At 62.9% G+C, this 13540-nt stretch carries 5 protein-coding genes; 1 reads left to right on the top strand and 4 read right to left on the bottom strand.

Going from position 1 to position 13540, the window contains the following annotated elements:
* Positions 1-3: 3 nt before the first annotated feature.
* Positions 4-690 (bottom strand): D-lyxose/D-mannose family sugar isomerase, encoded by a 687-nt coding sequence (locus NKH73_RS15150; protein ID WP_352932779.1) that lies wholly within the window; start codon positions 688-690, stop codon positions 4-6.
* Positions 691-828: 138 nt separating this feature from the next.
* Here NKH73_RS15150 and NKH73_RS15145 point away from each other — a divergent pair, with 138 nt between their 5' ends.
* Complete coding sequence (locus NKH73_RS15145) at positions 829-1887, top strand: D-TA family PLP-dependent enzyme (protein ID WP_352932776.1); 1059 nt, start codon at positions 829-831, stop codon at positions 1885-1887.
* A 44-nt stretch (positions 1888-1931) separates the two neighbouring features.
* Here the strand turns inward: NKH73_RS15145 and NKH73_RS15140 are convergent, their stop codons facing one another.
* From NKH73_RS15140 to NKH73_RS15130, 3 genes are all read right to left on the bottom strand, one after another.
* Complete coding sequence (locus NKH73_RS15140; RefSeq protein ID WP_352932773.1) at positions 1932-2684, bottom strand: heme ABC transporter permease; 753 nt, start codon at positions 2682-2684, stop codon at positions 1932-1934.
* Between the two features lie 94 nt (positions 2685-2778).
* Positions 2779-4551, bottom strand: coding sequence for a glucan ABC transporter ATP-binding protein/ permease (locus NKH73_RS15135; protein WP_352932770.1), 1773 nt, complete (start codon positions 4549-4551; stop codon positions 2779-2781).
* A 360-nt stretch (positions 4552-4911) separates the two neighbouring features.
* Positions 4912-13473, bottom strand: coding sequence for a glycoside hydrolase family 94 protein (locus NKH73_RS15130; RefSeq protein ID WP_352932767.1), 8562 nt, complete (start codon positions 13471-13473; stop codon positions 4912-4914).
* Positions 13474-13540 lie beyond the last annotated feature (67 nt).

The raw sequence follows: 13540 nt of genomic DNA, 5'->3' as shown, positions 1-13540 counted from the left end.
AAGCTATCCCACCCACTTCTCATAGTCGGACACCAGCAGGTGCAGCGGCGCGACGTCCTCGTCGATGTCGGCGAAGCGGCCGATCGGTTCGCGAAAGACATTGTCGGTCAGATCGTCGTTGACGGTCGACACTTCGCCGATCAGCACATCCTTGCCCTCGGCCCAGAAGGCATGCCAGACGCCCGGCAGCAGCGTGACGCTCTGGCCGGGGTCGAGCTTCAACAGCCCGCCCGCCGGCAGCCTGTGGATGGTTCCGTCGACAGGCACCGATACCTCGGCCCTCGGATCGATGCCGCCATCGCGATCGTGCATGAACAGTTCCAGCACCAGCCTGCCACCACCACGGTTGATGATGTCTTCGGCCTTGATGTTGTGGCGGTGCATCGGCGACAGCTGATCCTTGCGCGAGATCATGATCTTCTCGGCATAGAGCATGCCCATGCCCTTCTTCATGTCCTCATAGCGGCCATTGCGAACGGTGAACAGGAAGAGGCCGAGTTCGCTGAACTTGCCCTGGCCATAATCGGTGATGTCCCAGCCAAGCCGGGAGGAAAAGATGGCCGACGAATCCTGCCGGCGTGCCTTCATCTCTTCCGGCGACCAATAGGCGAAGGGCGGCATGATGTAGCCGAATGAGCGGATGAAGGTATCGGCATCGCGGATGATGTCGTTGACGGTGGAACGTTTCATGGTCGTGATCCTTCTTCAGGCGGCGCCTACAGCGCATAACCGAACACCGCTCCGGTGTCGACGTAAAGCGCATGCTGGCCTCATGACATCCGGTTCGATCAAGGCCATAAGTCCAGGCAAATCCCAAGGTGACAATCCATGCTGAGCATAGACGACCTCGATACGCCGGCGATCCTGATCGATATCGACCGCGCCGAAGCCAATATCGCGCGGGCGCAGGCCCATGCCAACCGCCACGGGCTGAAGCTCAGGCCGCACATCAAGACCCACAAACTGCCTTACTGGGCCAAGAAGCAGATCGCTGCGGGCGCCATCGGCATCACCTGCCAAAAGATCGGCGAAGCCGAGGTGATGGCTGATGCCGGTCTCGCCGACATTTTTCTCCCTTACAACATTCTGGGCAAGGCCAAGCTGGAGCGCCTCAAGGCGCTGCATGGCCGTGTGACCCTGTCGGTGACATCAGACAGCGTGGAAACGCTTGCCGGGCTCGGCGCAACCTTCACCGATCCAGGCCAGCCGCTACAGGTGCTGGTGGAATGCGATACCGGCATGGGCCGCTGCGGCGTCCAGTCGGCCAGCGAGGCGGTCGCATTGGCCAGAGAGATCGACAAGGCCAAGGGGCTCGCCTTCGGCGGGCTGATGACCTATCCGGCGGCAGGCCGCGCTGCCGAGGCCGAGACGTGGCTCGCTGAGGCGCGTCAGGCGCTCGCCGCATCCGGCCTTGCCTGCGAGCGCATCTCCAGCGGCGGCACGCCGGATATGTGGCGCTCGGGCGAGGACAGCGTCGTCACCGAATACCGCCCCGGCACCTATATCTATCTCGATCGCTACCAGGTCGCCAAAGGCGTCGGAAGCCTCGACGATTGCGCGCTGACGGTGCTGTCGACCGTGGTCAGCCATCCGACACAGGAGCGCGCCATCCTCGACGCCGGTAGCAAGGCCTTGTCCAGCGACACACTGGGGCTTGCCGATTTCGGCGAATTGCTGGGTATTCCCGGCGCCAGGGTGACCGGCCTCAGCGAAGAGCATGGCACTGTCACGCTTTCAGGCGAAACAAAACTTCGCATCGGCGAGCGCGTGCGCGTCGTGCCAGACCATTGCTGCGTCGTCACCAACCTGTTCGACGAGGTGCATCTGATCGACGGCGACAAGGTGCTGGAGACGCTGCCGGTGGCAGCGCGCGGCCGCATGGGGTAGCGCTTTAACTTCCTAAACGCTGGCGGCAACGAGCTCGACGGAATTCAGTTAGCCTGTCTCGCCGCAATACGTCGCATGGAGATGACGCGACGACGCAGGATTTCCGTGCGCATCGCCATCAGATGCAGTGCGAGGAACAACACGGTGAAGCCCACAGCCATCACCAGCAACGGTCGCAACAGGCTGGGATCGATGGTCGGCCCGCCGAGCCGGAACACCGAAGCCGGCTGGTGCAGTGTGTTCCACCAGTCGACCGAGAATTTGATGATCGGGACGTTGATGAAGCCGACCAGGGTGATGATTGCGGCGGCCCAGGCGGCACGCGCCGCATCGTCGAGTGCCCGCGTCAGCGCGATGATGCCGAGATACATCAGAAACAGCACGAAGACCGAAGTCAGCCGCGCATCCCACACCCACCAGGTGCCCCACATCGGCTTGCCCCAGATCGAACCGGTGATCAGTGCGAGTGCCGTAAAGACGGCGCCGATGGGTGCCGCGGATTTCAGCGCGACATCGGCCAGCGGATGGCGCCATACCAGCGTGCCCAACGCGGAACCCGCCATCAGCGTGAAACACATCATGGCCAGCCAGGCGAAGGGCACATGGATATACATGATGCGCACGGTCACGCCCTGCTGGAAATCCTCCGGCGCCGTGAAGCTCATATAGAGCCCGGTGGCCAGGAGAAGCGTAGCGGTGGTCGCCAGCCACGGCACCAGCCTGTCAGCCAGCCCGACAAACCGCGTCGGGTTGGCGAAATCCATCCAGCCGCTGAGGCGTGAAGTCAGGTCACTCATGCGGCTTTACATAAACCGACGATGCGTTTGGGGCAATCGAGTGGTGGTGTCGCAGGCGAGGCTTTCCCTTCTTCTCACGGGAGAAGGGAAAGCCTCAGGCGGCCTCGCCCGTGATGGTGCGGCTGAGGCGGCGGACTTCCTCGTCGTTGAGCAGGCCGCCGGCGCGCAGCAGGCTGGCGAAGCGGCCATTGCGCATCGACAGTTCGGCGAAGCCGCCCATTTCGACCACCTTGCCCTTGTCCATGAACACGACCAGATCGGCATCTCGAACCGTGGTCAGGCGGTGGGCGATGATGAAGGTGGTGCGGCCGCGCCGCAATTCGTCGATCGCTTCCTTAACGCGGTCTTCCGTCTCGACATCGAGCGCGCTGGTCGCTTCGTCGAGCACCAGGATGGGCGCGTCCTTGAGTACGGCGCGCGCGATCGCGATACGCTGGCGCTCGCCGCCTGAAAGCTGTCCGCCGCGTTCGCCGACGACCGTGTCGTAGCCGTTGCTCTTCGACAGGATGAAATCCTGGGCGGCCGCGGCGTTGGCGGCGGCGTGGACCTCATCATAGGTCGCCTCGGCGCGCCCGACACGAATATTGTCCTCGATGGAGCGGTTGAGCAGGCCCGCATCCTGGAACACGGTGGCGATCGAATGGCGCAGCGACTTGCGGGTCACTGTGCGGGTATCGATGCCATCGATCAGGATACGGCCGCTGGACGGCGCAAAGACGCGCTGCAAAAGATTGATGAGCGTGGTCTTGCCTGCGCCCGTCGGACCGACGATGGCCACCGTCTGGCCGGCATGGACCTCGAATGACACGTCGTGCACGCCCTGGCCCGAATTGGCGAATTCGAAGCTGACGTTCTCAAAACGTACATGACCGGTGACATTGCCGAGGTCACGCAACCCGTCCGGCTCGGCGGCGTCGGCCGCGGAGTCTTCAAGGCGATAAAATTCCTCGAGCTTGGCCCTGGCTTCCGAGATCTGGTTGGCAAAGGCCGACATCTGGTCGAGCCGGGCGATCAGCAGCGTGGCAAAGCCGGTAAAGGCGATGACGTCACCGATACGCAATTGGCCATGCATGACCAGATAGGAGCCGATCAACAGCACGATCATCATCGAAATGGTCGAGGACAGGCGGTGCAGGGCGTTGGCCAATGCCCACCAATCGAGCACCGGATACTGGGCATCAAGCAGATTCTTGACATAGCGCTTCAAGGCGTCGGTCTCGTGGCCGATGCGATTGTAGCTCTGCAGCACGGCGACATTACTGACCGAGTCACTCACATGCGCGAACACCTTGTGGAAGTGCCGCTCCACGGACGCTTGGCCTTCCCTGGTACGACGCATCACCAGCCGCCCGATTCCGACGTAAAGCGCGCCGAGCGCCAGCAGGACCATCGACATGCGAACATCCATGCTGAGCGCCGTCGGCACCAGCAGAACCAGCGCGACGACAGTGGACAGATGCTGCCTCATGAACTCGAGCCAGAGGCTGAACAAGGTTTCGACCGCGCGCAGAAGCGTATGCAGCGAATTGGAGGTGCCGCGCTGATGATGCCAAGCAAGCGGCATGGTGATCACGCGCTCGAACGACTGGCATAGAACCTCGCTGCGGCGTGCATGGGCAAAGCGGTCGGCGCCGCGCGCCACCAGAACAAAGGCGACGACGTTGAAGACGCCGATACCGGCCCACACGGCGAGCGTCGAAAAAACCGAGCCACCGTCCGAAATAGCATCGATCACCCGTCCGAACATGATCGGCTCAAGGATGGCGATAATGGCAAGCGCGACATTCGCCCCGCAGATAAACGCCACGCGTTTCCTGTCGGCAGCGAGATAACCAAGCGCTCTCCAGTAGATTTGCAGAAGGGACACTTCAGCTACTCCGGCAAATTGTTATTGTGCACTGCATCAATTTCTGACTCGTACCTGTTGACGTGTCGCGAAACAATGCTCGTTTACCCCTTCAGTTCCCAATTCGCGAACAAAAGATGGCGACGCTGCGAAATCTGTCGTGATCACCTAACGGTTTGAGAAAAAAGGTAAAATGTCAGCGTTGCGGCAAAATCATGGCAGGCTCCAAGCACTGCCGCAATTTTAATCAGCAAATGGTTAGGTACGAGTTTCTACAGCCTGCATCGGCTTTTCGGAAAGCTGATGCGCGGTAGAATTGCTAGAACATCCTTAACCAACGCGCGTCCCTAAGGCGTGTAAAGACGCTCCAAATCCTTGAAACTAAGCCGGTATCCTGACGACCACCTCGGCCTTGTCGCCGGCTTTCGGTTCGAAAGACGAAGCCTTCGTCTTTTTACCATCCACCTCAAGCGAGATGGCTTTGGCCTTGGCGTCACGGACAACGCGAACCCTGAGTTCGGCCCCCAGCACCTTGAGCGTTGCTGCATAGCCGTCCCAATGGCTGGGGAGTTTCGGCTTGAACTGGATGCGCTGTCCCCTGCGCTCGATGCCGAGAATGCCTTCGACCGCCGCGCGATAAAGCCAGCCGGCCGATCCGGTATACCAGGTCCAGCCGCCGCGGCCGCCCTTGCCTTGTCCGGCGTAGACGTCGGCCGCAACGACATAAGGCTCGACGCGGTAGTGCTCGGCAGCCGCCTCATCGAGCGCATGATTGACCGGATTGAGCATCGAGAAACAGCGGTATGCGTCGTCAGTGCGCCCCATTTCGGCGAGCGCAATGACGAACCATGTCGCTGCGTGAGTGTACTGGCCGCCGTTTTCACGAACACCCGGCGGGTAGCTCTTGATGTAGCCCGGGTTCTGTTCCGTCTTGGAGAAGGGCGGGGTGAAAAGCTTGACGATCTTGAGCTCGTCGTCGACGAGCATTTTCATCGCCTGCTGCATCGCTGTCGTCGACCGCGCCGGATCGCCCTCCCCTGACAGCACGCTCCACGACTGGGCAATCGAGTCGATCTTGCACTCCTGCGAAGCACGCGACCCCAGCGGCGTGCCGTCGTCGAAGCTGCCGCGACGGTACCATTCACCATCCCAGGCCGTGCTTTCCAACGCCCGCTTCAGCACGTCGGCGTGTTTGGTCCAGGCTTGCGCGCGTTTGGCGTCGCCTTCCGCCTTGGCGATAGGTGCAAAGTCGCCCAGCGTCTTCAGCAGGAACCATCCCAGCCAGACGCTCTCGCCCTTGCCGTGCTCGCCGACACGGTTCATGCCGTCGTTCCAGTCGCCACCAAGGATCAGCGGCAGCCCGGCGGGGCTGCTGCGCTCGATGGCAAGGTCGAGTGCGCGCGCGCAGTGATCGTAGAGTGAAGCGGTCTTCTTCGATATCTCCGGGGTGAAGAAGGCGTCGTGCTCGCCTTCCTCCAGCGGCGGCCCGTCGATAAAGGGCAGTTGTTCCCTGAGGATCGCGGTGTCGCCGGTCACCAGCAAGTAGCGTGCCGTGGCGTGGGCGAGCCAGACCACGTCGTCGGAAATCATGGTGCGGACACCTGCGTCGGTGCGCGGCAGCCACCAGTGCTGCACGTCGCCTTCGGGGAATTGCCGCCGCGCCGCGTTGAGTATCTGGTCGCGCGCCAGCTTCGGATCATGGACAAGCAGGGCCAGCGTGTCCTGCAACTGATCGCGGAAGCCGAAGGCGCCGCTCGCCTGGTAAAAGGCGGAGCGGGCGCGGATGCGGCACGCAAGGCTCTGATAGGGCAGCCAGTGATTGACCAGGGCGTCGAGCGCCTTGTCGGGCGTCTCGACTTGGATCGTGTCGAGAAACCCGCGCCACGTGCGTTCGTTGTCAGCCAGCCGCTGATCGAAATCCTTGCTGCGATGCTGCTGCACCAAGGCGCTGGCTTCCTCGGCAGAGGCTGCATCGCCGAGCAGCCAGAGCAGCGTCACGTCGCCTCCGGCAGGGATGTCGATGTCGCGAGCGATTGCAGCACAAGGATCGTCGCCGGCCTCGACGCGGCCCGACAGGCTGGCGCCGCTGAGCACGGCATGCGGAAGTTCGCTGGTGCCGTGCCGGCCGATGAACTCGCCGCGGTCGGCCGTCACCGAATCCGCCGCGCTGTCGGCGGCCAGGAAGGCGACCCGCTCGCTGAAGTCGAGCCCGTAGGGATTTTGCGCCAGCAATGCATCCGTCGCGGCATCCCTGGACGGAACGATGGTCGCCGCGGTGCGCGAACGATGGCTGCCAAGAACCCACTCCGCATAGGCGTAGACGCGCAGGCGCGCCGGCACCGAACCCGAGTTCTGGATGCGCAATCGGGAGATTTTCACCGGATCGACAGGATCCACCACATGGGTGAGATCCATCGATAGAGGCCCGCGCTTCGAACGGAAGGTCGAAAAGCCCTGCCCATGCCATGTTTCGTAGGTCATGGCTGGATCGCGCACCACGGCGGCCAGCGGCGAGAAGGCGCGGCCGCTGGCGTGATCGTAGATATAAATGCCCTCGCCGGGCCGGTTGGTGACCGGGTCGTTCGCCCACGGCGTCAGTTGATAGTCACGGCTGTTTCGGCTCCAGGTGAAGGCAGCGCCTTCAGCCGAAACGTGGAAACCGAACGACGCATTGGAGACGACGTTGATCCAGGGTTGCGGCGTCGTGCGCCGCCCGGCAAGACGCACGACATAGTGGCGTCCATCGCCGTCGAAGCCGCCAAAACCGTTCCACTGGTTGAGCCCGCTGCCGTCGGCACCGGCTTCGATCGAGGCTTGGGCAACCCACGCCTGTGGCTCCGGCGGAGACGGTTCACGAAGCGCTGGTGCAGCCGCCGGCTGCAAGGCGTCTCGCGCTTGCAGCGCCGCGGCCTCGGCGCGCTCGATCTGATCGAAGATGGTGCCGTTGCGCGTGTGCAGGACGACGCGGGCAACGGCGAGCAGCGTCTTGTAGGTCGTCTCGTCCATCAGGTCGCGGCGGACCGCGAAGATGTGCTGGCGAGGTCCGAGCTCCTTGCCGCGCAGGCGGCTGTTCTCGCACAGTGTCTCGACCGCCCGTTGCAGGTCCTGCACGTAGGATGAAGCCTGCTCGTTGACGACGACGAAGTCGATCATCATGCCGCGGGCGCGCATATATTCCTGGAAGCGGAGCGCCTGGGCGACGATTTCAAGGTCGGCGACGTCGCCGATCCTGACCAGGAAAATCGGAAAGTCGCCGGATATGCTGGTCGGCCACAGGCCCGACTGCTTACCGAGCCCGGAAGCGATCGATTCGGCCGGGAGGCGCAGGAACGGATCAGGATAGATCAGGTAGCGCGCCAGATTCTGCACATTGGCGGCATCGGCAAGGCTGAGGCCGAGATGACGGGTCTGCACCTGCGAGCGGGTCCAGGCGAGCATCGCCTGGCGAGCGAAGGCTTCCGGATGATCAAGCCGCGCAATGGCTTCTTCCAGCTCGGCGCGGTTGGCCCCGACAGCCGTCCAGAAGGTCAGCGATATCTTCTTGTTGGCCGGCACGCGCACCCGCCGGCGCAGTGCGGCGACCGGATCCAGCGTGAAGCCGGAATGGCCGCCGAGCTTGGCGCCGGGATCGAAGGCGGCGGCGTCGGCAATGGTGCGGCCGCGGCCGATGAAGGCACGCCGGTCGGTTTCGGCCTCGGCATCGCGCGTCGAGCCAGACGGGTCGGTAACGAAATGCACCAGGGTGATATCGGGCTCATCCGTTTCCCGCTTGCGTCTTGTGGCGAAGATCGCCGCATTATTCGCAGCGATTTCGGTTTCCACGAACATTTTCGAGAAGGCCGGATGCGCATTGTCGGACGCCTCGGAACCCAGCACCAGTTCGGCAAAGGAGGTTACCTCGATATGCCGGTCGACCGGGCCGTCATTATAGAGCGTCACCCGTCGGCCTTCGCCGTTTCCTTCGGAGATGACTATGCATTCGACTTCCGAACGCAGTGATCCTACCGATTTGACGAAGCTCGCCTTGTCATCAGAAAATAGCGTTTGCACCTGTTCGTCGGTGGCACGCTTCGGCTCTGATGTGGCCGACCACCAGTCGCCGGTGCCGGCGTCGCGCAGGAAGATATAGGAGCCAAGCCGATCCTCGGTCGGATCCGGCTGCCAGCGCGTGACGGCAAGCTCGCCCCAGCGGCTATAGCCGGAGCCGGTCGCAGTGACCATGACCGAGTAACGGCCATTGGACATGACACTGGTCGAACGCAGCGCCTTGAGCGGGTTAAGCACGATGCGCGTATCCGGGCTCTCGATTTCCGTTTCGTCCTTCGACCGTTCGTCGGCCTCGGTCCTGACGGTAGCGGTCGGGATGTCGCGCGGCGCCCTTTCCTGCAGCAGCAATTCGGCCGACTCGATCACCGGATCGCTATGGAAGCGGTCGCGCAGGCGCCCTTCGAAGATGGCGTCGGCGACGGCGGCGATCGACATGCCGGAATGGTGGGCCATGTAGTTCAGCACGACGACATGGTCGGTGCCCTCCGGCACCCGCTGCGGGGTGAAATCGACCGCATCGTAGAAGCCGTGCCGGCCAAGGGCGCCGATCTGCCTCAGCCTGGCCAGGTTCTGCACCGATTCACGCGGGGTGAACTGCGCCGCCAGCACGGTCGCATAAGGCGCAATCACCGTGTTCTGGCCAAGACCCCGCTTCAAGCCGAGCCCAGGCACGCCGAAATTGGTGTACTGGTAGGTCAGTTCGCGGTCGCGGGCATTATAGGCCGCTTCCGAAATCCCCCAGGGCACGTTCTTCGAGCGGCCGTACTGGATCTGGCGCTTGATGATGAGCTTGCTGGTCTGGTTGAGGATCGAGCCTTGCGGCTCCTTCATCACCAGCGGCGGCATCAGATACTCGAACATCGAGCCGGACCAGGACATCAGCGCGCCCTTGAATCCGATCTCGACGATCGGCCGGCCGAGGTGGAACCAGTGCTCCGTCGGCAGATCGCCCTTGGCGATGGCGAACAGGCTGGTCAGCCGCGCCTCGGAAGCCAGGAGGTCGTAGCAGCTTTCGTCGAGCTGATGCTCCTCGACCCGGTAGCCGATCGACAGCAGCTTGCGCTCCTGCCGCATAAGGAAGGAGAAATCCATCTCGAAGGCGAAGCGGCGCGAGCGCTCGCGCAACGAAAGAAGCTTGGCCCGCAACGCTTCGACGGCGTTGTCGTCGCTATGCGCATCATGGACATGCGCCTCGCAGGTGGCCTCCAGTCTCGCCGCCCAGTCGGCGATGATGTCGCTCTGTGTCGATGCGGCCTCGGTATGGATGGCGATGGCGAGTTTGCGAATCTCGCCTGCCAGAACGGCGAGATTGATGGTGCGGATCGACGCCATCTCGGGCTGTGCCTTGATCGATTCGACCGCTCGCCGCATGCCGTCGAGGCGATCAGCGAGCCGCTGGCGCAACGGCCGCAACTGGCGGCGGTCGTCAGGCAGTTCGGCCAGGCTTTCGTCGAGGATCGTCACCGTATCGAGGATACCTTCGAAGTCGCCTTGAAGGTGGACTGCAGGCGCTTCCGCCCATTCGGCGCAGGCTGCCGCCACCGCCACCAGATGGCCGGCGAGATTGCCGCTGTCGACGGCCGAAATGTAGAGCGGATAGAGCGGCTTCAGCGTCGTCGTGTCGTACCAGTTGAAGAGATGGCCACGCTCGCGCGGCATGCTCTCGATGGTCGACATCGTGGCGTCGATGCGGGTGGCGGCGTCGGACAGGCTTATCCAGCCGAAATCGCGCGCCGAAACCACGGACAGGAGATAGACGCCGATATTGGTCGGCGAGGTGCGGGGCGCCACGACAGGTGCCGGACTTTCCTGGAAATTGTCGGGCGGCAGATTGTGGTGCTCGGCCGTTACGAAGGTCTCGAAATAATGCCATGTGCGCCGGGCGACCGTTCGCAAGGCATGAATGTCGGCCGCCGATATGCGCAAACGGTCCTCGGTTTCGGCCGAGCGGCTGATCCAGAAGGCAAAGGCCGGCGAGCCGATCCAGAACAGCGCGAAGAAGAAAGCGACGAAAGCTCCGGTGGAATCGGCCAGAACCGGGATTGCAAGACCGACTACACCGACAATCACCGCGCCATACATCATGCCGTAATAGGAGCCGAGATCGTTGTCGCCGTTCTTGTGCGCCTGCGAGGCAGTGCGCCATTCGAGCAGGTTCTGCCGGCTGACGAACAGGCGGTAGAGCGTGCGGATGACAGCGTCGCCCATCATCCAGGCCAGATGCGCCATCAGCACGATCTTCAGAGCCACCAGGGCAGTGCCGAAGACAACGTCGCGCCCCAGTGCCGAGAAATGGCCCCGCGGCGTCTGGTCGCCGCTTTTCGGCAAGATGGCGTGAACGATGTCGAACGTCGGCGCCATGAACAATGTGAGGATCAGCAGCGCCTGCCATTGCGCCGCCTGCGTGAAAGGCAGCAGCGTCCAGCCGGCGATCGCCGCCATCACCCAGAAGATCGGCGTCAGCGAGCGGCGCAGATTGTCGACCATCTTCCAGCGCGACAGCGCCGGCACGCCGGAGCGCGGATCGAGAAGGAAGCCCAGAAGCTGCCAGTCGCCGCGTGCCCAGCGATGATGACGCGACGCATCGACCGAATAGCGGGTCGGGTAGTCTTCAACCAGTTCGACGTCCGTGACCAGCGCCGCGCGTGCCAAGGCGCCTTCGAGCAGATCGTGGCTGAGGATGGTGTTTTCTTCGATGCGGCCCTTCAGCGCCGCTTCGAAGGCGTCGACATGATAGAGGCCCTTGCCGGTGAAGGAGCCATCGCCGAAGACGTCCTGGTAAATATCCGAGACGGCAAAGACGTAAGGATCAAGGCCGCGATTGGCGGAAAAGACCCGCTGGAAGAAGGATGCGTCGTCGCCGCTGGTCAGTGAGGCGGTGATGCGCGGTTGCAGGATGGTGTAGCCCGCGGTGACGACGCGCTTTGCCGCATCGAAATGCGGCCGGTTGAGCGGATGACAAAGTTTGCCAGCCAAACTGGCGACGGCATCGCGGGTGGTGCGCGTGTCGGCGTCCAGCGTCATCACATGGACGACGTTTTCCGGCAATGGCACATCCAGCGGCAGAAATGTGGTGTCGCTGTCACCACGCAGCAGAAGGTTCAGTTCGTGCAGCTTACCGCGCTTGCGTTCCCAGCCCATCCAGGCGCCCTGGGATTCATTGTAGAGCCGCCGGCGATGCAGGACGTAGAAACGCGGCGCGCCTTCGCTGGGATAGCGGGCGTTCAACCGCGCGATCTCGTCGCGAGCATATTGGAGGATCTCAATATCCGCCACGTCGATTTCGGTTTTCGAGTCCGGCCAGTCGGAAAGCAGGGCGAAATGGATTTCGTCCGCCGTGTTGGCCAAGTGGTGCACTTCGATATTGCGGATGTTTTCCTCGACGTCGTCGCGCGAGCCGATCAGCGACGGCACAACCACCAGCGTGCGGGCCTCTGGCGGCATGCCGCGTCTGTAGTCGTAGCCGACGAGGCGAGTCGGCTTCAGGAACAACGACACTACGGTGTTGAAGAAGGCAAGCGCGCCTTCGCTGGCCGGCACGGCAAACAGCGCCAACATCAAGACGATCGACGGCACGGAGAGGCCGAGACTGGCAAGGGCATTGCCGGAGAGGACCAGAAGCAGGACCGTCAGCGCGAACACCGGCACGACAATGCCTAGCCATCCGGTCTTGCCGAACGCCCGCTTGGTCGCGACGCTGACGGTCGGCCGATAACCGATCGCCTTTTCCAGTTCCTGCCGGCGCGGGCCGACCAGGAAGAACCCGACGTCGGTGTGAGCGGTCGGACCGGCATCGGTGGTATCGGCGACGGCGGCATGGCCGGCGAGTTCGATCGCCTTTTCGGCGACGCGGAATTCGGAACGATCGGAGCGGCGGGCCAATTCCTCGATCGCAGTCCGGTACTGGTCGCGCGAGAAGAAATCGAGCGCGGCGAAATCGGTGCGCTCGCGCAGCAGGGTGTCGATGCGGCTGACGCCTTCGAACCAGACGGTCCAGTCGATATCGTTGATGAGTCTGAGGCCGCGGATGATGTTGCCGGTGGTTACATTGCCTCCGGACAGCGTGCGGTGCTCGCTGATGATGATTTCCTCGGCATCGGAGCCGGACTTTTCAAGCTCGCCCTCCAGCCATTCCAGCGCCCTGCCGGCATTCTGCGATCCGTCGCGCAGGCGGTAGAGCAATTGGGTGGCAAAAGTGGTGTCCTGTGCATGGGGGACATAGTGCGACAGGATCGCCTGACGGTCGGCGCTGTCGTCGATCGCCAGCACGCGGTCGGCAACCTCGTTGGCAATCTGGCGCATCTGCCGGGTCCGATTGACCCGGACCGCGATCCGGCGAAGGTTTTCGATCAGAACGAAGCGCAGCAGCGACGGTAGGGCCCAAAGCTCGCCGATCTTCAGCGGCTCGACGGATTGAAAGCCTTCGACGATCGCCTTGAACATGGTGGCGGAGACGGAACTGTCCGAATGCGCGACATAGGTCCAGGCCAGCGCAAGCGCGCGCGGCACGCTGGCGCCGTCGGACAGCTTCAGGGTCGGCAACTGCCGATAGAAACGGCGCGGCAGGTCGCGCTTGACCTGGAAGATGGTTTCCTCGACCAAATAGTTGTTGTCGAGCAGCCATTGCGCCGCCGGCGTGATCGTCTCGCCCTTCGCCTGCGCGGCATTGGTCGAGCGATAGACTTCCAGGATCTTGGCGGCGCTGTCGCGGATGCGTGGCTGGAAATCGAAAGGCTCCAGGCCGAACAGATCCTTGACGTCGCCCTTGGCGAGACTTGTGCCCAGCGTGCGCAGGCGCTCTTCCGGCAGGAAATTGGAGCGTATCGGCTCTTCCGTGATGGTCGGGAAGCTCGCGCTCGTCTTTTCCATTTGGGTAGGGCTTGTCTGTATATTCATTGAAAATTCCGCATGGGGGGACGCATAGCGGCGTCACCGCCACGGCAATGTCCCTAAAACCGATTCA

The organism is Mesorhizobium sp. M0938 (genome assembly GCF_040319125.1).
In the GTDB taxonomy this organism is placed as follows: domain Bacteria; phylum Pseudomonadota; class Alphaproteobacteria; order Rhizobiales; family Rhizobiaceae; genus Mesorhizobium; species Mesorhizobium robiniae.
The sequence above is the reverse complement of the archived record's forward strand: the minus strand, read 5'-3'. Positions and strand labels throughout refer to the sequence as shown.

What these genes read in the sequence shown, in the direction of transcription:
- NKH73_RS15150 (WP_352932779.1), bottom strand. Translation starts at nt 690, where the DNA reads ATGAAACGTTCCACCGTCAACGACATCATCCGCGATGCCGATACCTTC.
- NKH73_RS15145 (WP_352932776.1), top strand. Translation starts at nt 829, where the DNA reads ATGCTGAGCATAGACGACCTCGATACGCCGGCGATCCTGATCGATATC.
- NKH73_RS15140 (WP_352932773.1), bottom strand. Translation starts at nt 2,684, where the DNA reads ATGAGTGACCTGACTTCACGCCTCAGCGGCTGGATGGATTTCGCCAAC.
- NKH73_RS15130 (WP_352932767.1), bottom strand. Translation starts at nt 13,473, where the DNA reads ATGAATATACAGACAAGCCCTACCCAAATGGAAAAGACGAGCGCGAGC.